The organism is Pseudomonas nitroreducens TX1, from assembly GCF_000313755.1.
Taxonomy (GTDB): Bacteria; Pseudomonadota; Gammaproteobacteria; order Pseudomonadales; family Pseudomonadaceae; genus Pseudomonas; species Pseudomonas nitroreducens_A.
Genome location: NZ_AMZB01000083.1, coordinates 21,975 through 45,518 on the forward strand (window position 1 = coordinate 21,975; position 23,544 = coordinate 45,518).

The following is a 23,544-nucleotide window of genomic DNA, read 5'->3' on the forward strand; positions in this document are numbered from 1 at the left end:
CGCATGTCCGGCAACACCTACGGCAAGCTGTTCACCGTCACCACCGCTGGCGAAAGCCACGGCCCGGCGCTGGTCGCCATCGTCGACGGCTGCCCGCCCGGCCTGGAGATTTCCCTGGAAGACCTGCAGCGCGATCTGGACCGCCGCAAGCCCGGCACCAGCCGCCACACCACCCAGCGCCAGGAAGCCGACGAGGTGGAGATCCTCTCCGGCGTGTTCGAGGGCAAGACCACCGGCACGCCGATCGGTCTGCTGATCCGCAACACCGACCAGAAGTCCAAGGACTACTCGGCGATCAAGGACCTGTTCCGCCCGGCCCACGCCGACTACACCTACCACCACAAGTACGGCATCCGCGACTACCGTGGCGGCGGCCGTTCCTCGGCGCGCGAGACCGCCATGCGCGTGGCCGCCGGCGCCATCGCCAAGAAGGTCCTGGCGGGCATGGGCATCCGCGTGCGCGGCTACATGAGCCAGCTCGGCCCGATCGAAATTCCCTTCAAGACCTGGGACAGCGTCGAAGACAACGCCTTCTTCAGCCCCGACCCGGACAAGGTGCCGGAGCTGGAGGCCTACATGGACCAGCTGCGCCGTGACCAGGATTCGGTCGGCGCGAAGATCACCGTGGTCGCCGAAGGCGTGCCGCCGGGTCTGGGCGAGCCGATCTTCGACCGCCTGGACGCCGAACTGGCCCATGCGCTGATGAGCATCAACGCGGTCAAGGGCGTGGAAATCGGCGCCGGTTTTGCCAGCGTCGCCCAGCGTGGCACCGAGCACCGCGATGAGCTGACCCCGGAAGGCTTCCTGTCGAACAACGCTGGCGGCATCCTCGGCGGTATCTCCTCCGGCCAGCCGATCATCGCTCACCTGGCGCTCAAGCCGACGTCCAGCATCACCACCCCCGGCCGTTCCATCGATGTGGACGGCAACCCGGTGGACGTGATCACCAAGGGCCGCCACGACCCCTGCGTGGGCATCCGCGCGACCCCCATCGCCGAGGCGATGATGGCCATCGTGCTGCTCGACCACCTGCTGCGCCATCGCGCGCAGAACGCCGACGTGAAGGTCGGTACCCCGGTCCTCGGCCAGCTTTGAGTGACCTGAACCTCCCGCGAGCCGCCTGGTCCGCGGGAGCGTCACGTGCCTCCTGCCGCTGATGGCTCAGGTTCCCTACTGGCGGCTGTCCAGTTTCTACTTCTTCTACTTCTGCCTGCTGGGCGGGACGGCCCCGTTCCTCGCGCTGTATTTCCATCACCTGGGCTTCCCGGCGCCGCGTATCGGCGAGCTGGTCGCTATCCCCATGCTGATGCGCTGCGTGGCGCCGAACCTGTGGGGCTGGCTGGGCGACCGCAGCGGCCAACGTCTGGCCATCGTGCGCTTTGGCGCGGTGTGCACGGCGCTGTGCTTTGCCGGCATCTTCCTCGGCCACAGCTACGCCTGGCTGGCGCTGATCATGGCCGGGCACGCGTTCTTCTGGCACGCGGTGTTGCCGCAGTTCGAAGTCATCACACTTGCGCACCTCAAGGGCCGCACGGAAACCTACAGCCGGGTACGCCTGTGGGGCTCCATCGGTTTCATCTGCACCGTGGTTGGCCTGGGCTGGCTGTTCGAGTTCGCCAGCCTGGACGCTTACCCGCTGGCGCTGCTGGCGATCATGCTCGGCATCGTCGGCGCCAGTTGGTGGGTGCCGAACGCCCAGCCGCCGGCGCGGCAGGACGAGGCCAGCGCCGGCGGTTTTCTCAAGCAACTGCTCAGCCCCGGCGTGCTCGCGTTTTACGTCTGCGTGTGCCTGATGCAGCTATCCCACGGCCCCTACTACACCTTCCTGACCCTGCACCTGGAGGCGCTCGGCTATGCCCGTGGCTTGATCGGCCAGCTCTGGGCGCTGGGCGTGGTGGCCGAGGTGCTGCTGTTCCTGGTCATGCCGCGCCTGCTCAAGCGCTTCACCCTGCGTCAGGTGTTGGCGGCGAGCTTCCTGCTGGCTGCCTTGCGCTGGCTGCTATTGGGAACGCTGGCCGGGTACCTGCCGATACTGCTGTTCGCCCAGCTCCTGCACGCCGCTACGTTCGGCAGCTTCCACGCCGCCGCCATCCATTTCGTCCAGCGCAGCTTCCAGGCGCGCCAGCAGGGCCAGGGGCAAGCGCTTTATGCAGCGCTGGCGGGGACCGGCGGCGCGCTGGGTGCGCTTTACTCCGGCTACAGCTGGGGTAGCCTTGGCCCGGCCTGGACCTTCGCCATTGCCAGCATCGCCGCGCTGGCCGCCACCTTCATCATCTGGACCCGTCTGAACGAGGACCCGCATGAACGACACCCGTGAACAGCTGACCCGGCAGATCATCGACGCCGGCCGCTTCCTCTATGGCCGCGGCTGGTCGCCGGCCACCAGTAGCAATTATTCGGCGCGCCTGGCTGCCGACCGCGCGCTGCTCACCGTTTCGGGCAAGCACAAGGGGCAGCTCGGCGAGGACGACGTGCTGGAAACCGACCTCGCCGGCAACAGCCTGGAGCCGGGCAAGAAGCCCTCGGCGGAAACGCTGCTGCACACCCAGCTTTATGCCTGGCGACCGGAGATCGGCGCGGTGCTGCACACCCATTCGGTGAACGCCACCGTGCTGTCGCGCCTGACCGCCGGCGACCGCCTGGAGCTGGAAGACTACGAACTGCAGAAGGCCTTCAGCGGCGTCACCACCCATGAAGGCCGCGTCACCGTGCCGATCTTCGACAACGACCAGGACATCGCCCGCCTGGCCGCCAAGGTGCAGCCCTGGCTCGATGCGCATCCGGACTGCCCCGGTTACCTGATCCGCGGCCACGGCCTGTACACTTGGGGGCCACGCATGGCCGATGCCCTGCGCCAGATCGAAGCCTTCGAATTCCTCTTCGAATGCGAACTGAAAGTACTGAGCCTTCGCGGCGGCACGCGCTGAGCGAATCCGGCCCGCTTTTGAGAAAAAAGCCCAGAAGGACAACGACCATGAGCAGCCTGACCGTCTACCACGAATCCAATCCCGAGCAGCCACTGAAGCTGCTGACCCACGCCGAGGACATCGCCGCCACCCTCGGCGAGCTGGGCGTGCGCTTCCAGCGCTGGGCGGCCAACGCCCCCATCGTGCCCGGCGCCAGCCAGGAAGAAGTGATCGCCGCCTACCAGCACGAGATTCGCCGTTTGCAGGAAGAGGAGGGCTACGTCACCGTCGATGTGGTCAGCCTCACCGCGGATCATCCGCAGAAGGACGAGCTGCGCGCGAAGTTCCTCGACGAACACCGCCACGGCGAGGACGAAGTGCGCTTCTTCGTCGCCGGCCGCGGACTGTTCACCCTGCACATCGAGGACCACGTCTACGCCGTGCAATGTGAGAAGAACGACCTGATCTCGGTGCCCGCCGGCACCCGCCACTGGTTCGACATGGGCGAGCGCCCGCATTTCGTCGCCATCCGCCTGTTCAACAATGCCGAGGGCTGGGTCGCGAAGTTCACCGGCGACGAGATCGCCAAGCGCTTTCCGTTGCTGGAAGACTGATTTTCCCGCCCCGGCGTTGCCGGGCGTTTCCTGCTCTTCGTAGGACCAAGAGGGACGCCTAGTCCTTGCTCGCGAACGAGTCCCGCGGCGGAGCCTGATAAAGAACGATGGCCGTGTGTGCACCCACCCACGGTCGTTACCTGAACCACCCTCTCCCTGACCCTCTCCCTGAAGGGAGAGGGGAGTGTCCGGAGTTATCGGGAAGCACCTGTCTTACCGGATACCCGATAAGCGCCCTCTCCCTTCAGGGCGAGGGGTTCTTGCCCGAGCCGTTTTGCTTTCCTGGAGTCCCCATGCCCATCAAAGCCATCCTCACCGACATCGAAGGCACCACCAGCGCGGTCAGCTTCGTCTTCGACGTGCTCTTTCCCTACGCCGCCGCGCACCTGCCGGACTACGTGCGCGAGCACGCCGCCGAGCCAGCCGTAGCTGAGCAACTGGCTGCCGTGCGCGCCGACAGCGGCGAAGCGAATGCCGACACCGAACGCTGCATCGAGATTCTCCTCGGCTGGATCGCCGAAGACCGCAAGGCGACGCCGCTCAAGGCGCTGCAGGGCATGGTCTGGGAGCAGGGCTACCGCGCCGGCCAGCTCAAGGGCCACGTCTACCCGGACGCCGTCGATGCGCTGCGCCACTGGCACGCCGAGGGTTACCGGCTGTACGTCTATTCCTCCGGCTCGATCCAGGCGCAGAAGCTGATCTTCGGCTGTTCCGAGGCGGGCGACCTGTCGCCGCTGTTCTCCGGTTACTTCGATACCACCAGCGGGCCCAAGCGCGAGGCCGGGTCCTACCAGCGTATCGCTGCCGCCGTGGGCTTGCCGGGCGAGGAAATCCTCTTCCTTTCCGACGTGGTGCAGGAGCTGGACGCCGCCCAGCAGGCCGGCCTGCAGACCATTGGCCTGGCCCGCGAGGGCGGCGTGCTGGAGGGCCATGACACCGTGGCCAGCTTCGCGGTGATCGACCCGGCGCGGGTCTGAGACCATGCCCGTGCCAATGCGGCGCGGGCGGCTATGCTGATCAGACCTCCATCATCCAAAGGGATTTTCTACATGGGTTCGACCCTGAGTGGCCTGATCAGTCTGATCATCTTCGCCCTGGATATCTGGGCGATCATCAACGTGGTGAAAAGCAACGCCGAGATGGGGCTGAAGATCATCTGGATTCTGGTGATCGTCATCCTGCCGGTGCTGGGCTTGATCATCTGGGCTGTCGCCGGGCCGCGGGGGAATGTGAGGGTCTAACGCCTAACAGGAGCGGGCCATGCCCGCGATCCCCCGGCAGGACGGCGTTTGTCCTGGCTCCAAAGGTGGAGGTTCTTTCTGCTTCGGCTCGGGGGATTTCAGCGCTGCTTCGGCGTGGCGTGGACTCTGTGTTTCGCCACCTCGGGCGACCTTCTTTGGCAAACGCCCCAAAGAGCGCAAAGGTCTTGTCCCGGACATCCGGTTTTTCGCTTGGGGCGAAAAATACTCTCGTTGAAGCGCAGTTTCAGGGGCACGAACCAGGCGTCCCCCTTGACGGGCCATCCCTGGCCCGACAGCGCTCGCGCGACATCCATGTCGCTCAACCCCTGAAACTCCACCTCAACGAGGCCTCCTGAACGGGGCGTTCCAAGTGTGCGGGTATTTCTCTGGACGTCTTACGAAGCCAAAGCCAAACCGGAGGCACGGTCTTGCCCGTAGGAGCGGACCTTGTCCGCGAAATCCCGCCGACCGCACGTCAACGCCCGGCCGCCGCTCACTCAAACCGATAATGCATCCGCACGCACCCCGGCTCGATGACCTTGGCCGACAGCAGCGTCGGCGAGACCCGCAGGCCGGTCGCGGGGAAAAGTGGAAAGCCGCCACCGATGATCTCCGGCATCACATAGATTTCCAGCTCATCCAGCGCCCCGCGCTCCAGGAAGGCCATCTGCAGCTGGCCGCCGCCGAGCATCCACACGTCACCGTCGTCCAGCGCGCGCAGTTCCGCAATCAGTGCGTCGACATCCTGGCGGGTTTCCAGCGGGCCCTTCGGGGCGACGATGGGGCGGGAAGTCACCACCACTACCCGCTGTGCACCGTAGGGCCAGGGGCCGGGATCGGCGGCGAGGAACTCGTAGGTCGCTCGGCCCATGACGACGGTACGAATGCGCTGGAGGAACAGGTTGTAGTCGTGCTCGCCCAGTTGTAGCTGGTCATTTCTAAACAGCCAGTCCAGCCCGTGTTCCGGTGTGGCGATGAAGCCGTCGAGGCTGGTGGCGATGTAGCCGAGAATCCTGGCCATGCTGAGTCTCCTTGGGTAATCTATGCATCAATATATAAATGAATGTTCATTTATAAAAGAGGGAGGCATGGCTCGAACCAAGACGGTGAGTGACGAAGCGATACTCGACGCCGCCATGGCGCTGATGGTGCGTGAAGGGCCCGATGCGGTGACTTTTGCCGCGGTAGGCCGTGAAGTAGGGCTATCCGCCGCGACGCTGGTGCAGCGCCATGCCACCAAGGCCGAGTTCCTTCGTGCCGTACTGTTGCGTGCCTGGGACCGGCTGGATGAGCAGACCGCGCAGCTCGATGCGAGCGCCGAGCTGAGCCCGGAAGGCGCGGTACAGATGCTGGTGGCGATGTTCCCGGTGGGCGAGGGCGAGACCGATTACGCGGAGGGGTTGCTGATCCTGCGCGAGGACATGCGTGACCCGCTGCTTCGCGAGCGTGGTGCGCAGTGGGGCGCCGCGCTGGCCGGGGCGTTGGGGCGGCGCTTGAGCGATGATCCGCAGCGTCAGCCGATCCTCGGTCGCCTGATGGCCAGCCAATGGCAGGGCGCGCAGCTGTGGTGGGCCTTCGAGCGTCAGGACGACCCGGCCAGCGCCGTTGGTGCCGAGCTGCGGCGCTGGTGCGAAGTCGTGCTGAAGGCGGAAAAGGTTGCGGGATAAGGCGCCGGGATGGAGACTCGCCTGATGCATTATTGCCTGATCGAAACAGACCTCGGCTGGTTCGGGCTCGCCTGGAGCCCGCAGGGAATCACGCGCGTCTATCTGCCGGGCGACCCGGTGCACAGCCTGCGCGAGCGTTTCGACCCGCTCGGCAGCGAAACCGCCTACTGGCCGCCGTTCATCGACGAGGCGCGCCAGCTGATTCTGGGGTATGCGCGGGGTGAGGCGGTGTCCTTCGACGATCTGCCGCTGGACCTGTCCGCAGTCAGCGATTTCCACCGCCGCGTCTACGACGACATTCTCCAGCTGGGACGCGGCGAAACCACGACCTACGGCGAGATCGCCCGGCGCCTGGGCGATGTCGGCTTGTCCCGCGCGGTGGGGCAGGCGATGGGCAGCAATCCGATCCCGCTGATCATTCCCTGCCACCGCGTGCTCGCCAGCGGCGGCAAGACCGGCGGATTCTCCGCGCCGGGCGGCAGCATCTCGAAAATGCGCCTGCTGGCCCTGGAAGGCTACGAGGACCCTCAAGCCGCGCAGACCGCCTTCGACTTTTTCTAGGGCGAACGGCTAGGCCCTTTCCAGCGCGCCTTCCAGGCGCAACAGCAGTTCCTTGCGCGGCAGGCCGCCGGCGTAGCCGGTGAGGCTGCCGTTGCTGCCGATCACCCGGTGGCACGGGACGATGATGCTGATGGGATTGGCGCCATTGGCCGCGCCCACCGCGCGGATTGCCGTGGGCCGACCGATGCGCCGCGCCAGTTCGGCATAGACGGTGGTGAAGCCGTAGGGGATATCCAGCAATGCCTGCCAGACCTGGCGCTGGAACGCGGTGCCGCCGGTGTTCAGGCGCACATCGAAGCGCTGGCGCTTGCCGGCGAAGTATTCGTCCAGCTGTCGCGCCACGTCATCCAGCAGCGGGCTGCCCTGTTGCCATTCCGGCTGCGGGTAATGCCGCACTTCCAGGTCCATGTAGAGCATTCGCAGGCCGCCTTCGTCGCCGGCCAGCAGCAGACGGCCGGTGGGGCTGTCGTGATAGCGGTAGCGCATGATCATCCTCCGGTGCGGCCGGCCTGGGAGTAAGCGTGCCATAGGTAGACCGCGGCGTAGGCGCGCCAGGGCCGCCAGGCTTCGGCGCGGCGTTGCAGTTCGCGGGCGGTGATGCCGGTGGGGCCCCAGACCGGCGACTTGAGCAGGCCCAGGTCGGCGGCGGGGAAGGCGTCCGGGTCGCCGAAGGCGCGTAGGGCGACGTATTCCGCGGTCCACGGGCCGATGCCGGGGAGGGCGCAGAGGCGTTTCACCAGGTCCTCGGCGCCGTCGTCCACGTGCAGTGCCAGTGCACCGCTGGCACAGGCGGCGGAGAAGCGTTGCAGGGTTTCCACGCGCTTGCCGGGCATGCCGATGCCGGCGAGGTCGGCTTCGGCCAGGGCCTCGGGCGTCGGGAACAGGCGGCTTGGCTGGCCTTCGACTTCTGCGCCTCCCGGCAAGGGCTCGCCCAGGCGCTGCACCAACCGCCCGACTATGGTCACCGCGGCTTTCACCGTGACCTGCTGGCCGACGATGGCGCGCACGGCCTGTTCGAACGGGTCGAATGCGGTGGGCAGGCGCAGCCCGGGGGCTTGCAGCAGGAGCGGGCCGAGGACGGTGTCGTCGCTCAGGTGGCGGGCGACATGGGCGGGGTCACTGTCGAGGTCGAACATCTTGCGCACCCGTGCCGTCAGCGCTTCGGCGTGCGGGGCAGGCAGGTGCAACTGCAGTTCGAGTTCAGCGCAGTCATCCATGGGCTCCACGCTGAACCAGCCATTATCCGCGCCCAGCCGCACGCTGCGGGCGTAGCGCCGCGGGGATAGGCATTCGACGCCCGCCAGGCTGCGCAGGGCGAAGTGGTCGTGGAACTGCTGCCAGTCCCAGGGGGCGTGGTAGGGCAGGCGGATGATCCGGGAAGCGGGGGCTGTGCTTTTCATGCTGCGACCTTACCTGTTGCGCGCCGGGCTGTCCTCCCGCGCCTGACTTTCAAACGGGTATGCCCGGCTCCTCAGGTGGAGGGCGCCGACGGCAGGGTTCGACCTGTCATCGTCGGGCACGTAGAATGCGCGCCTCTTTCGGGGCGGCGCGGCCGTCCCCTCCTATTGTCTTGTCCCGACGGGAGCCCAGCCCATGCACGATTACCAGGAAACCCTCTACGACGGCTATGGCCAGCGTTTCAGCGTCGACAGGATGCTCCACGAGGTGCGCACCGAGCACCAGCACCTGGTGATCTTCGAGAACGCCCGCATGGGGCGGGTGATGGCGCTGGACGGCGTGATCCAGACCACCGAGGCTGACGAGTTCATCTACCACGAGATGCTCACCCACGTGCCGATCCTCGCCCATGGTGCGGCCAAGCGTGTGCTGATCATCGGTGGCGGCGACGGCGGCATGCTGCGCGAGGTGTCCAAGCACGCCAGCGTCGAGCACATCACCATGGTCGAGATCGACGGCACCGTGGTCGACATGTGCAAGGAATTCCTGCCGAATCATTCCCGGGGTGCCTTCGACGATGCACGCCTGAACCTGGTGATCGACGACGGCATGCGCTTCGTCGCCACCACCACGGAGAAGTTCGACGTCATCATCTCCGACTCCACCGACCCGATCGGTCCGGGCGAAGTGCTGTTCTCGGAAAACTTCTACCAGGCCTGCCACCGCTGCCTGAACGAGGGCGGCGTGCTGGTGACCCAGAACGGTACGCCCTTCATGCAACTGGACACCGTGCGCAACACCGCCGGCCGGATGAACGGCCTGTTCGCCGATTGGCACTTCTACCAGGCGGCCGTGCCGACCTACATCGGCGGCTCGATGACCTTCGCCTGGGGCTCGACCAACCCGGCGCTGCGCAAGGTCGACGCCGCCACCCTGGCCCAGCGCTTCGCTGCCAGCGGCATCCAGACCCGCTATTACAACCCGGCCATCCACCAGGGCGCCTTCGCCCTGCCGCAGTATGTGCTGCAGGCCATCGGCAAGCCGGCCAACGACTGATGCAACGCTGCCCGTCGCGCGCTGCGCGCGGCGGGCAGGGGCACGATGTCCCTGGATTTCCCGCCTGTCGGGACATTTTCTTCACAGGCCGTCCGGCACTATCCCCGCCCTCAGGCGGTCCGACCTGCGCCGGTTCACGCTTGCATCATCCCGAAACGAATCCCCGGCCAGGCTTAATGCCTGCTTAAGGCGCGCACAATAGAATGCGACGCCGCTGCTTTTGCGGTGTAATGCCGCAGCCTTTCGCGCTCGTGCGGGTGGTATTGCTGTCCGGCACGGCGACGCACCTTCGAACCCTGAACGTTCACAACGGAACCAAGAAATGGGCCAATCAGAAGTCCTGACCAACCGCCAGACCGGTGCGAGCCTTACGCGGCCCACCGTGTCCAGCCACCTGGCGTTCACCGCGCTCAGCGTCGTTGCGCTGATGGTGATGTTCTCCCTGCTGCGCCTGGCACTGCTCATCTATAACCGCGAGCTGATCGGCAGCACCCCGGCGTCCACCTTCGTCGAGGCCTTCATCACCGGCATGCGCTTCGATATCCGCGTGGTGGTCTATCTCATCGCCCCGCTGGTGTTCGCCATGGCCAGCGCTCGCGCCATGGGCTGGCGCTGGCTGTGGAAAGCCTGGCTGACCATCACCGCCAGCCTCACGCTGTTCCTCGGCGTGCTGGAGATGGACTTCTATCGTGAGTTCCACCAGCGCCTGAACAGCCTGGTATTCCAGTACATGTCCGAAGACCCGAAGACGGTCATGAGCATGATCTGGTACGGCTACCCGGTCGTCCGTTATCTGTTGGCCTGGGCCGTTGCCACCTGGCTGCTGTACCTCGTGTTCCGTGGCATCGACCGGGCGACCCGCCCGAGTGCTTCCGGCGCTGCCGTCGCCGCCTGGTACATCCGAGTCGCGGTGATGCTGGTGGTGATCGTGGTCTGCGTGGTCGCCGCCCGTGGCACCCTGCGTCAGGGGCCGCCGCTGCGTTGGGGCGATGCCTTCACCACTGACTCGATGTTCGCCAACCACCTGGGCCTGAACGGCACGATGACGCTTATCAAGGCCGCCGAGGACCGCTTCGGCGAGGACCGCGACAACATCTGGAAGGCTACCCTGCCGGTCGAGCAGGCTCGTGACACCGTCCGCAACATGCTGCTGGTACCCGACGACAAGCTGGTCGACGCCGACGATGCCGCCATCCGCCGCGATTACACCCCGCCGGCTGACGGTACGCTGCCGATCAAGAACGTCGTGGTGATCCTGATGGAAAGCTTCGCCGGCCACTTCGTCGGTGCGCTGGGCGGCAAGGGCGACATCACACCGTACTTCGACCAGTTGTCGAAAGAAGGCCTGCTGTTCACTCAGTACTTCTCCAATGGCACCCACACCCACCAGGGCATGTTCGCCACCATGGCATGCTTCCCCAACCTGCCGGGCTTCGAATACCTGATGCAGACGCCCGAGGGCGGTCACAAGTTCTCCGGTATTCCGCAGTTGCTGTCGGCGCGCCAGTTCGAGGACGTCTACGTCTACAACGGCGATTTTGCCTGGGACAACCAGTCCGGCTTCTTCGCCAACCAGGGCATGACCTCGTTCATTGGCCGTAACGACTTCGTCAACCCGGTGTTCTCCGATCCGACCTGGGGCGTGTCCGACCAGGACATGTTCGCCCGCGGCAACGAGGAACTGGACAAGCTCGAGGCCACCGGCAAGCCGTTCTATGCCTTGCTGCAGACGCTCTCCAACCACGTCCCGTACGCGCTGCCCAAGGACCTGCCGGTGAAGCCGGTGACCGGTTTCGGCAGCCTGGACGAGCACCTGACGGCGATGCGTTATTCCGATTGGGCGCTGGGGCAGTTCTTCGAGAAGGCGAAGAAGTCGCCGTACTACAAGGACACCCTGTTCGTGGTCGTTGGCGACCACGGCTTCGGCGCGCCGGAGCAGCTCACCGAGATGGACCTGTTCCGTTTCAACGTGCCGCTGCTGCTGATCGCTCCGGGCATCCAGGAAAAGTTCGGCGCCACCCGCGATACCGTAGGCACCCAGGTCGACATCGCCCCGACCATCATGGGCCGCCTGGGCGGTGAAACCCGCCACCAGTGCTGGGGCCGCGATCTGCTGAACCTGCCGGCCGGCGACAAGGGCATCGGTGTGATCAAGCCGTCGGGCAGCGAACAGGTGGTGGCGGTGATTTCCGGCAACCGCATCCTGATCAAGCCCAAGGAAGGCGACATCCGCGTTTATGACTACAAACTCGGCAAGGATTTCGGCGTGACCCGTGTGGACAACGCGCCGGACCAGGAAGCCTTGCGCCTGCGCCTGGAGTCCTTCATCCAGACCGCTACCAAGAGCCTGCTGGACAACACCGCTGGGGTGGTGGACGGCAAGCCTGGCGTGAAGTGATCGAGCGGTAAGTGAAAAGGGGCCTTCGGGCCCCTTTTTTCATGGGCGAGGGTTTTGCCTTTTGTAGGAGCGAGCTTGCTCGCGAACCGCTCTGGCCTGGTGGTCTGGGAATTGTCCGCGAGCAAGCTCGCTCCGACAGAAAACGCCGGGCCAGAGGGCTTGGTGTCGGAATGGACGACAGAATCTTCAGTAAGAAGAGGTTATAAAGTAAGACCACATCGATCTAATGGATTATAAGAAAAGCCGTTATCCTGCCGCCCACACCACGAGGTGATCAGTTTCGCCAGTCAGGACGCGTAGATGGATGTTGGCAATATCGGTTTCGTAATCGCGGGTCTTGTCGTTGGCTTTATCGTGGGAATGACCGGTGTCGGCGGCGGTTCGCTGATGACGCCGATTCTCCTCTGGTTCGGTATCAACCCCGCCGCCGCGGTAGGCACCGACCTGCTCTATGCCGCCATCACCAAGTCCGGCGGCGTCCTGGTTCACCGCAAGAACGACAACATCGACTGGCGCATCACCGGCTGGCTGGCCCTGGGCAGCGTCCCGGCGGCGGCGCTGACGCTGCTGTTCCTGCATAGCCTGCACACTGATACCGCGGCGATGAACGCGGTAATCAAGAACGCCCTGGGTGTCGTGCTGCTGCTCACCGCCCTGGCCGTGCTGTTCAAGAAGCAGGTACTGGCCTTCGCCCAGCGTCATGCCGGCGACAGCTTCCACTTCAGCGGCCCGCGCCTGAATACTCTGACCGTCGTCACCGGCGCCATCCTCGGTGCGATGGTCGCGCTGACCTCCATCGGTGCCGGCGCACTGGGCACCGTGGCACTCTTCATTCTCTATCCCTTCCTCGCCACCCGCCGTCTGGTGGGCACCGAGATCGCCCACGCCGTGCCGCTCACCCTGATCGCCGGCCTGGGGCACGCCAGCATGGGCAACATGGACTGGGGCCTGCTCGGTTACCTGCTGATCGGCTCGCTGCCGGGCATCTACATCGGCAGCCACCTGGCCGGGCGCATCCCGGATGGCATGCTGCGCCCGTGCCTGGCGATCATGCTGGCGATGATCGGTTACAAGCTGGTCTTCTAAGTCTCTTTCCCGAGCGCTCAGCCGCGGCGGAAACGCCCGGGCGTCACGCCTTTCCAGCGTCGGAAGGCGTGGATGAAGTTCGACACCTCGCCATAGCCGAGCCGCTCGGCGATCTCCTCCAGACGAATCGCCCCAGTGGCCAGCAACTCCTCGGCCAGGGCCTGGCGCACCTCGTCCAGCAGGGCGCGATAGCTGCTGCCTTCGGTTTCCAGCCGGCGGCGCAGCGTGCGCGACGTCATGTGCAGTTCATCCGCCAGTTGTTCCATGTCCGGCAGCCGCCCCGGCGTGCCCAGCAGGCGATCCCGGATCTGCCCGGACAACCCGGTACGCACCCGGCGCCGGGCGAGCAGGGCGCGGCACTGCTCCTCGCAGCGGCGCGCCACCTCCGGGTTGGCCCCGGGCAGCGGCATTTCCAGGATGCGGCTGTCGAAGACGATGCGGTTTTCCGCCTGGGCAAACAGCGGCATCACGCCCAGTTCATCGACGTACGGCTGCAGATCGGCCGGCGCCTCGCGGCGAAACAGCGCCTGGCGGATCGGCGGAGGCTGGTTGGTCAGGTCGCGCTGGATGCGCAGCACGCCGCCGCCGTCGCGGTCGATGAGGAAATCGCGCAGGTCTTCCGGCACGGCCGCATCGTCCAGTACCAGATGCGCCTCGCCGTCGTGTTCCTCCAGCGTCATGCGGTGGAAGGCGTATGTCAGGTCGAGGTAGCGCAGGCCCAGGTGCGCCGCGCTGAGGAAGGTCGAGCTGCTGAGCAGGGCGAAGCCCCAGATGCCATAGGTGTTGAGGTGATAGCGCAGGCCGGCCTTGAGGCCGATACCCGGGCGCTGGCCGATCTGCCGGTTGACGTTGCGCAGCAGCTCCAGCTCCTGGGCGGCTTCCACTTCGGCGCCGGGGTCGGCGAGCACCCCGATGTCCAGGCCCGTGCCGTCCAGGCACTGTTCCAGGGTCATGCCGTGGTCGAGGCCGAACTGGGTCATGAGCTGCACGCTGATGGCACTGCGCCTGGGCGACCAGGTTGGGAGGGCTGGCATCGGGGCCTCGGCTTTCAAATGACCGAAAATCAGGGGTGACCGAAAGTCACAATTTTATGTCCGACTATGCCATAACCCGCGGCGGGAAGTCGCACTAGGATGGTGTCATCCGCCGCTGCGCGGACCTCGAAACCGGGAGCACAACAATGACAACATCATCCCGTCGATCGGCCGCCCCGCGCGTGCTGATCATCGGTGCCGGCTTCGCCGGCCTGGGCCTGGCGATCCGCCTGCAGCAAGCGGGCATCCAGGACTTCCTGATCCTCGAAAAGGCCGCCGACGTCGGTGGTTGCTGGCGCGAGAACGTCTATCCGGGCGCCGCCTGCGACGTGCCTTCGCATCTGTATTCCTTTTCCTTCGAACCCAAGGCCGACTGGTCGCGCAAGTTCGCGCCCCAGGCGGAAATCCTCGACTACGCCCGGCACTGCGCGGACAAGTACCGCCTGCGCGAGCGCATCCGCTTCCACTGCGAAGTGAGCGAGGCGAGCTTTGACGAAGGCGCCGGCGAGTGGCGGGTGACCTGCGCCGACGGCGAGGAGCTGCGCGCCCAGTCGCTGGTCTGCGCCCTTGGCCAGCTGAGCCGCCCGCTGATCCCGAAGCTGCCGGGTATCGAGCGCTTCCAGGGCAAGGCCTTTCACTCCGCGCAGTGGGACCACGGCACGCCGCTGGAGGGCAAGCGTGTCGCGGTGGTCGGCACCGGTGCCAGCGCCATCCAGTTCGTCCCGCAGATTGCGCCGAGGGTCAGCGAGCTGTTGCTGTTCCAGCGCAGCGCGGCCTACGTGATTCCCAAGCCGGACCGTCCCTATGCCGACTGGGAGCGCCGCATCAAATCACGGCTGCCCTGGCTGCAGCGCCTGGACCGCGGCCTGAAGTACATCCAGCACGAGGCGCGCGCGCTGGCCTTCACGGTGTTCCCGCCGCTGATGAAGATCATGCGGATCAGCTTCCATCTGCATATGCGCAAGAGCATCCGTGATCCGCAACTGCGCGCGCGGCTGGAGCCCGATTACCCCATGGGCTGCAAGCGCATCCTGATCAGCAACGACTACTACCCGGCGCTGGCGCGCAGCAATGTGAAGCTGGTGGACACCGGTATCCGCGAGGTTACCGAGGACGCCATCGTCACCCGCGACGGGGTACGCCATCCGGTGGATACGATCATCTACGGCACCGGTTTCGCCGCCACCGAGTTCCTCGCACCGATGCGCATCACCGGCCTCGGCGGACGTGAGCTGAACCAGGCCTGGAGCGACGGCGCCGAGGCCTACAAGGGCATCAGCGTCAGCGGCTTCCCCAACTTCTTCATCCTCTACGGGCCCAACACCAACCTGGGGCACAACTCCATCCTCTACATGCTGGAAAGCCAGTTCCCCTACGTGCTCGGCTGCCTGCAGCGGATCCAGCGCGACGGCCTGAAGTACCTGGACCTCAAGCCACAGGCGCAGCAGGGCTTCAACCGCCAGTTGCAGCACGACCTGCAGCACACCATCTGGGAGCGCGGTTGCAGCAGCTGGTACAAGACCGCAAGTGGCCGCAATACCGTGAACTGGCCGGGCTTCACCTTCCGCTACCGCCAACAGACCCGTCAGCCGGAGTTTGCCGACTATGACTGCATCCGTTGAACCCGTGGTAACGCTGTCGACCCGCCAGAAACTGCTGACCGCCACTTTGCGCGGCGCGCTGAACCTGCTGTTCCGCGGGCTGATGGGCCCGCCGTTGCCGGTGAAGGCGCAGCGTGCGCTGCTGCGTGGGCTGACGGCCGCCACGCTGACGCCGCGAGGCGTGCATCGCGAGCAGACGAGCCTGGGCGGCGTGCCCGCCGAGGTCTGGCGGCCGCAGGGCGCGGGCGAGGGCCGGGTGATCCTCTACCTGCACGGTGGCGCCTACCTGATCGGCTCGCCGGCCACCCACCGGGCGATCACCGCCAACCTGGCGCGGCTGTGCCAGGCCGAGGTCTGGGTGATCGACTATCGCCTGGCGCCCGAACATCGCTTCCCCGCGCAGCGTGAAGACGCCGTGGCGGCCTACCGCGCGCTGCTGGACAAGGGCATTCCCGCGTCGGCCATCGCGGTGGCCGGGGATTCCGCCGGCGGCCACCTGACCCTGCAGTTGGCGCTGGAAGCCAAGGCGCAGGGCCTGCCGATGCCGGGGGCACTGGTGACCTTCTCGCCGGTGACCGATCTCTCCAACGAGCATCTGCATGCGCCGGCGGCGGGCGACCCGCTGATCACCCGCGCCTGGATGGACAGCGCCATGGCGATGTTCTGCCCGACGGGCGTGCCCCGTGCAGACGCGCGATTGTCGCCGCTGCACGCCGATCTCAACGGCCTGCCGCTGATCCAGGTCGGCGAAGACGAGGTGCTGCGCAATGACAGCCTGCGTTTCGCCGACGCCGCGCGGCGCTACGGCAACACGGTGCAACTGCAGCGCTTCCCCGGATGCTGGCACGTGTTCCAGGCCCATGCCGGCCTGCTGGACGTGGCAGATCGCGCGCTACAGGACGTTGCCGTCTTCCTCGCCCACCATCTCCAACCCGCCTCCATGCAAGGAATGCAGCGATGAACACCCTTCTGATCAGCGGGGCGGCCTCGGGCATCGGTGCCGCCACCGCGAAGCTGTTCCACCAGCGCGGCTGGCGCGTCGGCCTGCTCGACCTCAATCCCGAGCCGCTGGCAGCCCTGGCTGCCGAGCTGGGTGGCGCCTGGCAGCGGGCGTTGGACGTTACCGACGCCGAGGCGGTAACGGCGGCAGTGCGCGAGTTCGCCGAAGCCAACGGCGGGCATCTGCGCCTGTTGTTCAACTGCGCCGGCATCCTGCGCTTCGGCCGCTTCGAGGACATCAGCCTTGCCGAGCACAACCGCATCATCGCCATCAACGTGCAGGGCGTACTCAATTGCTGCTACGCCGCGCTGCCTTACCTCAAGCGCACGCCGGGTGCGCAGGTGCTGAACATGGGGTCGGCTTCCGGGCTCTATGGCGTGCCGCAGATGGCCAGCTACTCGGCGTCGAAGTTCGCCGTGCGCGGACTGACCGAGGCTCTGGAGCTCGAGTGGCGCGAGCTGGGCATCCGCGTCGCCGACTTGATGCCGCCCTTCGTGCGCACGCCGATGGTCGCCAACCAGACCTTCGAGCCGCCGGTGCTGCGCCGTCTGGGCGTCACCCTGGTCGCCGAGGACATCGCCCTGGCCGCGTGGCGGCAGGCCCGTAGCGGCGCTGTCCACCGGCCCATCGGCGCGATGTTCCGCGCGATGTACTGGTCCGGCCAGCTGTCGCCACCGGCGATCAACCGTTGGGTGATGGCCTGGCTCAGCCGTGCCTGAGGAGACTGGAGGGGCGGCGAAGGACGCCATCCCATGCAGCAAGATCCGGAACCCCAGCCTTCGGCCTGGGCTGGCTGCTCAGTCGCTGGTCCGGCGACTCACCTTGGCCGGGGGCGCTGGGTTCCATGGCGCTGGGCGTGGCCATGACAGGCCTGTGCATAGCGTGGGGCGGCCAGCGGCGCGGGATGGCGCGCCTTTCTGCCGCCCGTCGCCGCCGAACGGCGCGAAGCGCCAAAGGAGCGGCAGGTCGCGAGCTCAGGCGCTACTCTGAGAAATGTGGCCGGGACATTTCCGCGGCGCCATTCGTCGCGTTCGGCGGAGTTGGCCACCATTTCGGGGGACGTTACGTGATTTGACGTTTCCTGGCGGCACACTCAAGTGCCCGGAACGCGCCCGCCCAGGGCGTGTTCGTTGGCGGGGAATACACTCTGAACGTCTCGAAAGGAGGTGCGTACCATGGAAAAGCCCCTCTCGGAGGATATCAGCGTCAACGTGTTGCGCCGGATGAAGGAAGGTGGCTTCGATTTCGCTCGCATTCATCCCATCGATTTTTTCGCCATCTTTTCCGATGAACAGAACGCCCGCCAAGCTGCCCGGCAGTTTCGCGGAGAGTCGCTGAGAACGCAGGTCGAGGCACGCGATGACGGCGGCTGGAACCTGCAGATCAGCAAGGTGATGTTCGCCACCCATGCCGCCATCGGCGATTTCGAACACGACCTTGAGGAAGTCGTGGTGCCACTGGGCGGTACGCTCGATGGATGGGGTGTGACCCAGGAGGTCACCTCCCTGCGTTGAGCGCAACACATCGTTGAGCCGTCTGCCGACGGTCGATCTTCTACCCGCGTCTTCTCAATCGCGAAAAAGGAAAATGCGCGCCGTCGCCAGTGACGGCGCGCCTTTCTTCGCCCGGCAAAGGGGGCAGCGCGGCAACCGTGCAAGCACGAGCTTGCGGACACGCCAGGTTCCCCCAGAGTCACCGATGCGGCAGACTGCCGCGCGGAGGTGACCATGACCGATATCCTGATCCTGACCCACGTCGATTTCTGCCCGCCCGGCCACCTGGGCGCGCTGCTCGACCGTCTGCAATTGCCATTCGACGTACGCCGCGTCGATTTGGGCGAGCTGGAAGGCTACGACCTGGAGCGGCCGAAAGCCGTCGCCATCATGGGCGGGCCCATGAGCGTGAATGATGACCTGCAATGGCTGCGCGATGAGATCGCCGCGATCCGCCGCTTCATCGAGCGCGACGTGCCGATGATCGGCCATTGCCTGGGCGGCCAGCTGCTGGCCAAGGCACTGGGCGCCGACATTCATCGCCTGCCGTTCACCGAGATGGGCTGGCAGCCGATGCGTCGCCAGGAAACGCAAAGCCGCTGGCTGGCGCACCTGCCCGAGGAGTTCCCGATCTACCAGTGGCACGGCGATACCTTCGACATTCCCGAAGGCGCCACCCGCCTGCTGTCCAGCCCCTGGTGCGAGAACCAGGGCTTCAGCTTCGGCGAACGCATCCTCGGCCTGCAGGGCCACCCGGAGATGACCGAGGAGCTGGTCAGCGGCTGGGTCAATGGCTTCCCGGAGTACCAGGACCCCAGCCAGCCCAGCCAGGAAAGCGCGGAGTCGATGCTGGCCGACCTGCCGCAGAAGGTGGCTGCGATGAACCGCGTGGCGGAAGGGTTCTACCAGCACTGGCTGACGCTGGCCGGGCTGGTCTGATTCCGTGAGTCCGTGCCGGACTGGTTGTTCTTCGCAGGAGCGAGCTTGCTCGCGAACAAACCCCGCTGCGGGGCTGGGGTTCGCGAGCAAGCTCGCTCCTACAGGTAATGCACGTCCGTGCGCTCAGTGCTTGAACATGATGTGCCGCGCCACGGTGTAGTCCTCCAGGCCGTACATGGACAGGTCCTTGCCGTAGCCGGACTGCTTGAAGCCGCCATGGGGCATCTCGCTGCACAGCATGAAGTGGGTGTTTACCCAGGTGCAGCCGTATTGCAGGCGCGCCGCCACCCGTGAGGCGCGGCCGACATCCCGGGTCCACACCGACGAGGCAAGGCCATAGTCGGAGTCGTTTGCCCAGCGCACCGCCTCGTCGGCATCGCTGAATGGCGTCACCGACACCACCGGGCCGAACACTTCGCGGCGGACGATCTCGTCATCCTGCTGGGCGTTGGCCACCACGGTGGGTTCGTAGAAGAAGCCGTTGCCGCTGACCACCTTGCCGCCGGTGGCGATCTGGATGTGCGGGCTGGCCTTGGCGCGCTCGACGAATCCGGACACGCGGTCGCGCTGGGCGGCGGTGATCAGCGGGCCGAGTTCGGTGTCGGGGTCGTCCTGCAGACCCGTCTTGAGGCTCGAAACCGCGCTGGCGAGGTCGGCGACGAAGTTGTCGTAGATTTTCTTGCCGGCATAGATGCGACAGGCCGCGGTGCAGTCCTGCCCGGCGTTGTAGAAGCCGAAGGTACGGATACCGGCGATCACATCTTCCAGGTCGGCGTCGTCGAAGACGATCACCGGAGCCTTGCCGCCCAACTCCATATGCAGGCGCTTCACGCTTTCGGCGGCGCTCTTGATGATGGCCTTGCCGGTGCCTATGGAGCCGGTCAGCGAGACCATGCGCACCAGATCGTGGCTCACCAGCGGCGCACCTACGCTCGGGCCGCGGCCGCACACCAGGTTGACCACGCCGGCGGGGAACAGCTCGGCAATGAATTCGGCCACCCGCAGGGCCGTGAGCGGCGTCTGCTCGGAAGGTTTGAGCACCACGCAGTTCCCGGCGGCCAGAGCGGGGCCGAGTTTCCATGCGGCCATCATCAGCGGGTAGTTCCACGGCGCTATGGAGGCGACAACGCCCACCGGGTCGCGGCGGATCATCGAGGTGAAGCCGGGCAGGTACTCGCCAGCGGCGGAACCGGGCAGCACACGACAGGCGCCGGCGAAGAAGCGGAACACGTCGGCGATGGCCGGGATCTCATCGTTCAACGCGGCAGCATAAGGTTTGCCACAGTTGTCCGACTCCAGCCGGGCCAGCTCCTCGCCGTGTTCCTCGATGCGGTCGGCCAGGCGCAGCAGGAGCAGGGCGCGGTCTTTCGGCGCGGTCTGCGACCAGCCGTCGAAGGCCGCATCGGCGGCGCGCACAGCGCTGTCCACCTGGGCTTCGCTGGCTTCGGCGACCTGGCCGAGCACTTCGCCGGTGGCGGGGTTGAGGATGTCCAGCTTTGCGCCTTCGCCGGCGACGAACTGGCCGTTGATCAGGAGTTTGGTTTGCATTTCGGGCTCCTTTTCTTGAGTGGGTTTCCCTCTCCCCAGCCCTCTCCCTGAAGAGAAAGGGAGTTGTCCGTGCCGGCTGAAACCGTGGTTTCCTCCTGCGCGGACAACTCCCTCTCCCTTCAGGGGGAGGGCTAGGGAGGGGGCGCATGGCACACGGTCATTTCCCGCTCCCCGCCACATCACTGGTCCCGCGCGTCAGGTAGTACGCGCCGAGGATCGGCAGCATGGTGGCGAGCATCACCAGCATCGCCACCACGTTGGTGACCGGCACGTCGCGCGGGCGGCTCAACTGGTTGAGCAACCACAGCGGCAGGGTGCGCTCGTGGCCGGCGGTGAAGGTGGTGACGATGATCTCGTCGAACGACAGGGCGAAGGCCAGCATGCCGCCGGCCAGCAGCGCCGTGGCGATGTTCGGCAGGATGATGTAGCGGAAGGTCTGCCAGCCGTCGGCGCCCAGGTCCATGCTCGCCTCGATCAGGCTGAAGGACGTGCGGCGGAAGCGCGCGATGACGTTGTTGTAGACGATCACCACGCAGAAGGTGGCGTGGCCGATGACGATGGTCAGGAAACCTGGCTCGATCCCCAGCGTCTTGAATGCCGAGAGCAGGGCGATACCGGTGATGATGCCAGGCAGGGCGATGGGCAGGATCAGCATCAGCGAGATGCTTTCCTTGCCGAAGAAGTCGCGGCGGTACAGCGCGCCGGCGGCCAGGGTGCCGAGGACCATGGCGATCAGCGTGGCCACGCAGGCGATCTTCACCGACAGCCAGATGGCGTCGAGCACGTCGCCGCGCCCGAAGGCGATGCTGAACCACTTCAGGGTGAAGCCCTGCAGTGGGAAGCTATAGGCCGACTCCTCGGTGTTGAAGGCGTACAGCAGGATCACCAGGATCGGGAAATGCAGGAACACCAGCCCGCCCCAGGCCGCCAGGCGCAGGAGCCAGGAGGGGCGGTCGGTGGATCGGGCGTCAGAGCGCATCGAAGGCCCCCAGTCGCTTGGCGATGGACAGGTAGACGGCGATCAGCACGATGGGCACCAGGGTGAAGGCCGCCGCCAGGGGCATGTTGCCGATCGCGCCCTGTTGCACGTAGACCATGGTGCCGATGAACAGCCCACTGGGGCCCACCAGTTGAGGAATGATGAAGTCGCCCAGGGTCAGGCTGAAGGTGAAGATCGAGCCGGCCACCACGCCGGGGAAGGCGAGTGGTAGCACCACCTGGAAGAACGTCTGCCGCGGGTGCGCGCCGAGGTCCGCCGAGGCCTGCAGCAGCGACGGCGGCAGGCGCTCCAGGGAGGCCTGGATCGGCAGGATCATGAACGGCAGCCAGATGTAGGTGAACACCCAGAAACGCCCGATGTGCGAGGTGGACAGGGTGTTGCCGCCCACGCCGGGCACGTCCAGCAGCAGGCCCAGCGCGCCGAGCAGGTGCAGGCGCTCGATCACCCAGTAGAGGATGCCGCCCTTGGCCAGGATCACCGTCCAGGCGTAGGCCTTGACGATGTAGCTGGCCCACATCGGCAGCATCACCGCGATGTAGAAGAAGGCCTTCTCCTTGGGCCCGGCATAGCGCGCCATGTAGTAGGCGATGGGGAAGGCAAGGATGGCGCTGGCCACCGACACGGCAATCGCCATGCTGAAGGTGCGCAGGACGATGTCGTAGTTGGCCGGGTTGAACAGCGCCTGGTAGTTGGCCAGGGTCAGCTCCGGCGTCACCGCCATGGTGAAGTCGTCGAAGGTGTAGAAGCTCTGCCAGAGCAGGGCGAACAGCGAGCCGATGTAGATCACCCCGAACCACAGCAGCGGCGGTATCAGCAGCATCAGCAGGTACAGCGTGCTGCGTCGGTAGAGGAAGCTGGAGATGCCGCGCATCGGGCTCATGGCGCCGGTTCCTCCAGCAACGGCACCAGCGCGCTGCGTGCCCAGCAGGCGGTGACCGGCTCGCCCGGTTGCGGCCGGCGTTCCTCGCGTTCGCCGTTGGGCAGCGCGGCGACCAGGCGGCCGCCGTTGTCCAGTTCGATCTCGTAGCGGCTGCTGGCGCCCATGTACTGCACGTCGAACAGGGTGCCGCTGACTTCCAGTTCGCCCTCGCCGGCACGGCCGAAGCGCACGTGTTCGGGGCGCAGCGAGTGCGGCCGGGCCTCGCCTAGCAGGCGCTGGGCCAGGTCCCCGCGCAGCACGTTGGCGGTGCCGACGAACTCGGCGACGAAGCGCGTGGCTGGCTTCATGTAGAGGTTGCGCGGGGTGTCGACCTGCTCGATGCGGCCCTTGTTGAACACCGCCACGCGGTCGGACATGGACAGTGCCTCGCCCTGGTCGTGGGTGACGAAGATGAAGGTGATGCCCAGCTGGCGCTGCAGCTTCTTCAGTTCCACCTGCATCTGCTCGCGCAGCTTCAGGTCCAGGGCGCCGAGGGGTTCGTCCAGCAGCAGCACGCGCGGGCGATTGACCAGCGCGCGGGCCAGGGCCACGCGCTGGCGCTGGCCGCCGGAGAGCTGCGCCGGCTTGCGCTTGCCGTATCCGGCCAGGGCGACCATGCCCAGGGCCTCTTCCGCGCGGTGGTAGCGTTCGGCCTTGGCCACGCCTTTTACCTTCAGTCCGTAGGCGACGTTGTCCAGCACGTTCATGTGCGGGAACAGCGCGTAGTCCTGGAACACCGTGTTGACGTCGCGCTCGTAGGGCGGCAGGCCAGCCGCCTCGGCGCCATGGATGCGGATGGAGCCGGAGGTGGGCTGCTCGAAGCCGGCGATCAGGCGCAGGCAGGTGGTCTTGCCTGAGCCGGACGGGCCGAGCATGGAGAAGAACTCGCCGTCACGGATCTCGATGGACACCGCATCGACGGCGCGCACCTCGCCGTAGTGACGGCTGACGTCGGTGAACTGGACGGCTGTGGTCATGCTGCTGGCTACCTGAAGGGCGGGGCTGCATCAGAAAAGGTAGCGCATGGGGGGAAGGGCGCTCGGGAAGGACATGCCCTTGGTAGGAGCGAGCTTGCTCGCGAAC

At 66.2% G+C, this 23,544-nt stretch carries 24 protein-coding genes; 16 read left to right on the forward strand and 8 right to left on the reverse strand.

Translation table 11 applies throughout. The features are described from left to right. Window positions 1–3: 3 nt before the first annotated feature. From aroC to C167_RS0105525, 6 genes are all read left to right on the forward strand, one after another. Window positions 4–1,095: a chorismate synthase gene (gene aroC / locus C167_RS0105500; protein ID WP_017517258.1), complete on the forward strand. Its 1,092-nt coding sequence runs from the start codon at window positions 4–6 to the stop codon at window positions 1,093–1,095. Between the two features lie 58 nt (window positions 1,096–1,153). Beyond that, window positions 1,154–2,317 carry an MFS transporter gene (locus C167_RS0105505; RefSeq protein WP_026078822.1) on the forward strand — a complete coding sequence of 388 codons (1,164 nt, stop codon included), beginning with the start codon at window positions 1,154–1,156 and terminating at the stop codon, window positions 2,315–2,317. After that, a complete protein-coding gene (locus C167_RS0105510) occupies window positions 2,301–2,927 on the forward strand; it encodes a methylthioribulose 1-phosphate dehydratase (protein ID WP_017517260.1) in 627 nt (208 codons plus the stop codon). Before C167_RS0105505 ends, C167_RS0105510 begins: the two co-directional genes overlap by 17 nt. A gap of 47 nt (window positions 2,928–2,974) precedes the next feature. Further along, entirely contained in the window at window positions 2,975–3,520 is a 546-nt protein-coding gene (locus tag C167_RS0105515) for a 1,2-dihydroxy-3-keto-5-methylthiopentene dioxygenase (RefSeq protein WP_017517261.1), read from the forward strand. A gap of 293 nt (window positions 3,521–3,813) precedes the next feature. Continuing rightward, window positions 3,814–4,497, forward strand: a complete 684-nt coding sequence (gene mtnC / locus C167_RS0105520; RefSeq protein WP_017517262.1) for an acireductone synthase — start codon at window positions 3,814–3,816, stop codon at window positions 4,495–4,497. Window positions 4,498–4,569: 72 nt separating this feature from the next. Continuing rightward, window positions 4,570–4,761, forward strand: a complete 192-nt coding sequence (locus tag C167_RS0105525; RefSeq protein WP_017517263.1) for a PLDc N-terminal domain-containing protein — start codon at window positions 4,570–4,572, stop codon at window positions 4,759–4,761. Window positions 4,762–5,254: 493 nt separating this feature from the next. Here the strand turns inward: C167_RS0105525 and C167_RS0105530 are convergent, their stop codons facing one another. Further along, the gene (locus C167_RS0105530) at window positions 5,255–5,782 is read right to left on the reverse strand and encodes a dihydrofolate reductase family protein (protein WP_017517264.1); all 528 of its coding nucleotides are present in this window, start codon (window positions 5,780–5,782) and stop codon (window positions 5,255–5,257) included. Window positions 5,783–5,849: 67 nt separating this feature from the next. Here C167_RS0105530 and C167_RS0105535 point away from each other — a divergent pair, with 67 nt between their 5' ends. Next, the gene (locus tag C167_RS0105535; protein WP_017517265.1) at window positions 5,850–6,428 is read left to right on the forward strand and encodes a helix-turn-helix domain-containing protein; all 579 of its coding nucleotides are present in this window, start codon (window positions 5,850–5,852) and stop codon (window positions 6,426–6,428) included. Between the two features lie 9 nt (window positions 6,429–6,437). Further along, a complete protein-coding gene (locus C167_RS0105540; RefSeq protein ID WP_017517266.1) occupies window positions 6,438–6,989 on the forward strand; it encodes a methylated-DNA--[protein]-cysteine S-methyltransferase in 552 nt (183 codons plus the stop codon). A 9-nt stretch (window positions 6,990–6,998) separates the two neighbouring features. On the opposite strand, the gene C167_RS0105545 is transcribed toward C167_RS0105540, so the two are convergent. Together C167_RS0105545 and C167_RS0105550 are read right to left on the reverse strand one after the other, a co-directional pair. After that, window positions 6,999–7,475: a methylated-DNA--[protein]-cysteine S-methyltransferase gene (locus C167_RS0105545; RefSeq protein ID WP_026078823.1), complete on the reverse strand. Its 477-nt coding sequence runs from the start codon at window positions 7,473–7,475 to the stop codon at window positions 6,999–7,001. 2 nt (window positions 7,476–7,477) lie between these two features. Next, entirely contained in the window at window positions 7,478–8,389 is a 912-nt protein-coding gene (locus C167_RS0105550) for a DNA-3-methyladenine glycosylase family protein (protein WP_017517268.1), read from the reverse strand. 193 nt (window positions 8,390–8,582) lie between these two features. Between C167_RS0105550 and speE the strand changes: the two genes are divergently transcribed. The 3 genes from speE (at window position 8,583) to C167_RS0105565 (ending at window position 12,927) form a co-directional block, all read left to right on the forward strand. Next, window positions 8,583–9,443, forward strand: a complete 861-nt coding sequence (gene speE / locus C167_RS0105555; RefSeq protein WP_017517269.1) for a polyamine aminopropyltransferase — start codon at window positions 8,583–8,585, stop codon at window positions 9,441–9,443. A gap of 322 nt (window positions 9,444–9,765) precedes the next feature. Next, the gene (locus tag C167_RS0105560; protein WP_017517270.1) at window positions 9,766–11,841 is read left to right on the forward strand and encodes an LTA synthase family protein; all 2,076 of its coding nucleotides are present in this window, start codon (window positions 9,766–9,768) and stop codon (window positions 11,839–11,841) included. A gap of 300 nt (window positions 11,842–12,141) precedes the next feature. Further along, window positions 12,142–12,927: a sulfite exporter TauE/SafE family protein gene (locus C167_RS0105565; RefSeq protein WP_017517271.1), complete on the forward strand. Its 786-nt coding sequence runs from the start codon at window positions 12,142–12,144 to the stop codon at window positions 12,925–12,927. Window positions 12,928–12,944: 17 nt separating this feature from the next. Here the strand turns inward: C167_RS0105565 and C167_RS0105570 are convergent, their stop codons facing one another. After that, window positions 12,945–13,961 (reverse strand): AraC family transcriptional regulator, encoded by a 1,017-nt coding sequence (locus C167_RS0105570; protein WP_026078824.1) that lies wholly within the window; start codon window positions 13,959–13,961, stop codon window positions 12,945–12,947. Between the two features lie 146 nt (window positions 13,962–14,107). Between C167_RS0105570 and C167_RS0105575 the strand changes: the two genes are divergently transcribed. The 5 genes from C167_RS0105575 to C167_RS0105595 all read left to right on the forward strand — a co-directional run bounded on the left by C167_RS0105575 (window position 14,108) and on the right by C167_RS0105595 (window position 18,994). Further along, the gene (locus tag C167_RS0105575; protein ID WP_026078825.1) at window positions 14,108–15,583 is read left to right on the forward strand and encodes a flavin-containing monooxygenase; all 1,476 of its coding nucleotides are present in this window, start codon (window positions 14,108–14,110) and stop codon (window positions 15,581–15,583) included. Continuing rightward, a complete protein-coding gene (locus C167_RS0105580) occupies window positions 15,567–16,523 on the forward strand; it encodes an alpha/beta hydrolase (RefSeq protein ID WP_017517274.1) in 957 nt (318 codons plus the stop codon). Before C167_RS0105575 ends, C167_RS0105580 begins: the two co-directional genes overlap by 17 nt. Next, window positions 16,520–17,281, forward strand: coding sequence for an SDR family oxidoreductase (locus C167_RS0105585; protein WP_017517275.1), 762 nt, complete (start codon window positions 16,520–16,522; stop codon window positions 17,279–17,281). Before C167_RS0105580 ends, C167_RS0105585 begins: the two co-directional genes overlap by 4 nt. A gap of 456 nt (window positions 17,282–17,737) precedes the next feature. Next, complete coding sequence (locus C167_RS0105590) at window positions 17,738–18,076, forward strand: ribonuclease E inhibitor RraB (protein WP_017517276.1); 339 nt, start codon at window positions 17,738–17,740, stop codon at window positions 18,074–18,076. Between the two features lie 213 nt (window positions 18,077–18,289). Continuing rightward, window positions 18,290–18,994, forward strand: coding sequence for a type 1 glutamine amidotransferase (locus tag C167_RS0105595; RefSeq protein ID WP_017517277.1), 705 nt, complete (start codon window positions 18,290–18,292; stop codon window positions 18,992–18,994). A gap of 123 nt (window positions 18,995–19,117) precedes the next feature. Here C167_RS0105595 and C167_RS0105600 read toward each other — a convergent pair whose 3' ends face one another. From C167_RS0105600 to C167_RS0105615, 4 genes are all read right to left on the reverse strand, one after another. Next, complete coding sequence (locus C167_RS0105600) at window positions 19,118–20,542, reverse strand: gamma-aminobutyraldehyde dehydrogenase (RefSeq protein WP_017517278.1); 1,425 nt, start codon at window positions 20,540–20,542, stop codon at window positions 19,118–19,120. A gap of 157 nt (window positions 20,543–20,699) precedes the next feature. Then, window positions 20,700–21,521, reverse strand: coding sequence for an ABC transporter permease (locus C167_RS0105605; RefSeq protein WP_017517279.1), 822 nt, complete (start codon window positions 21,519–21,521; stop codon window positions 20,700–20,702). Beyond that, window positions 21,511–22,422, reverse strand: a complete 912-nt coding sequence (locus tag C167_RS0105610) for an ABC transporter permease (RefSeq protein ID WP_017517280.1) — start codon at window positions 22,420–22,422, stop codon at window positions 21,511–21,513. Before C167_RS0105610 ends, C167_RS0105605 begins: the two co-directional genes overlap by 11 nt. After that, window positions 22,419–23,438: an ABC transporter ATP-binding protein gene (locus C167_RS0105615; protein ID WP_017517281.1), complete on the reverse strand. Its 1,020-nt coding sequence runs from the start codon at window positions 23,436–23,438 to the stop codon at window positions 22,419–22,421. The genes C167_RS0105610 and C167_RS0105615 overlap by 4 nt, the downstream gene beginning before the upstream one ends. Window positions 23,439–23,544 lie beyond the last annotated feature (106 nt).

Excerpts from the sequence above, each read along its gene's own strand:
- C167_RS0105605 (WP_017517279.1), bottom strand. The coding sequence starts at position 21,521 with ATGCGCTCTGACGCCCGATCCACCGACCGCCCCTCCTGGCTCCTGCGC.
- C167_RS0105565 (WP_017517271.1), top strand. The coding sequence starts at position 12,142 with ATGGATGTTGGCAATATCGGTTTCGTAATCGCGGGTCTTGTCGTTGGC.
- C167_RS0105590 (WP_017517276.1), top strand. The coding sequence starts at position 17,738 with ATGGAAAAGCCCCTCTCGGAGGATATCAGCGTCAACGTGTTGCGCCGG.
- mtnC (WP_017517262.1), top strand. The coding sequence starts at position 3,814 with ATGCCCATCAAAGCCATCCTCACCGACATCGAAGGCACCACCAGCGCG.
- C167_RS0105515 (WP_017517261.1), top strand. The coding sequence starts at position 2,975 with ATGAGCAGCCTGACCGTCTACCACGAATCCAATCCCGAGCAGCCACTG.
- aroC (WP_017517258.1), top strand. The coding sequence starts at position 4 with ATGTCCGGCAACACCTACGGCAAGCTGTTCACCGTCACCACCGCTGGC.
- C167_RS0105585 (WP_017517275.1), top strand. The coding sequence starts at position 16,520 with ATGAACACCCTTCTGATCAGCGGGGCGGCCTCGGGCATCGGTGCCGCC.
- C167_RS0105580 (WP_017517274.1), top strand. The coding sequence starts at position 15,567 with ATGACTGCATCCGTTGAACCCGTGGTAACGCTGTCGACCCGCCAGAAA.
- C167_RS0105600 (WP_017517278.1), bottom strand. The coding sequence starts at position 20,542 with ATGCAAACCAAACTCCTGATCAACGGCCAGTTCGTCGCCGGCGAAGGC.
- C167_RS0105535 (WP_017517265.1), top strand. The coding sequence starts at position 5,850 with ATGGCTCGAACCAAGACGGTGAGTGACGAAGCGATACTCGACGCCGCC.
- C167_RS0105570 (WP_026078824.1), bottom strand. The coding sequence starts at position 13,961 with ATGCCAGCCCTCCCAACCTGGTCGCCCAGGCGCAGTGCCATCAGCGTG.
- C167_RS0105575 (WP_026078825.1), top strand. The coding sequence starts at position 14,108 with ATGACAACATCATCCCGTCGATCGGCCGCCCCGCGCGTGCTGATCATC.
- C167_RS0105595 (WP_017517277.1), top strand. The coding sequence starts at position 18,290 with ATGACCGATATCCTGATCCTGACCCACGTCGATTTCTGCCCGCCCGGC.
- C167_RS0105610 (WP_017517280.1), bottom strand. The coding sequence starts at position 22,422 with ATGAGCCCGATGCGCGGCATCTCCAGCTTCCTCTACCGACGCAGCACG.
- C167_RS0105510 (WP_017517260.1), top strand. The coding sequence starts at position 2,301 with ATGAACGACACCCGTGAACAGCTGACCCGGCAGATCATCGACGCCGGC.
- C167_RS0105525 (WP_017517263.1), top strand. The coding sequence starts at position 4,570 with ATGGGTTCGACCCTGAGTGGCCTGATCAGTCTGATCATCTTCGCCCTG.
- C167_RS0105550 (WP_017517268.1), bottom strand. The coding sequence starts at position 8,389 with ATGAAAAGCACAGCCCCCGCTTCCCGGATCATCCGCCTGCCCTACCAC.
- C167_RS0105540 (WP_017517266.1), top strand. The coding sequence starts at position 6,438 with ATGGAGACTCGCCTGATGCATTATTGCCTGATCGAAACAGACCTCGGC.
- speE (WP_017517269.1), top strand. The coding sequence starts at position 8,583 with ATGCACGATTACCAGGAAACCCTCTACGACGGCTATGGCCAGCGTTTC.
- C167_RS0105545 (WP_026078823.1), bottom strand. The coding sequence starts at position 7,475 with ATGCGCTACCGCTATCACGACAGCCCCACCGGCCGTCTGCTGCTGGCC.
- C167_RS0105615 (WP_017517281.1), bottom strand. The coding sequence starts at position 23,438 with ATGACCACAGCCGTCCAGTTCACCGACGTCAGCCGTCACTACGGCGAG.
- C167_RS0105560 (WP_017517270.1), top strand. The coding sequence starts at position 9,766 with ATGGGCCAATCAGAAGTCCTGACCAACCGCCAGACCGGTGCGAGCCTT.
- C167_RS0105530 (WP_017517264.1), bottom strand. The coding sequence starts at position 5,782 with ATGGCCAGGATTCTCGGCTACATCGCCACCAGCCTCGACGGCTTCATC.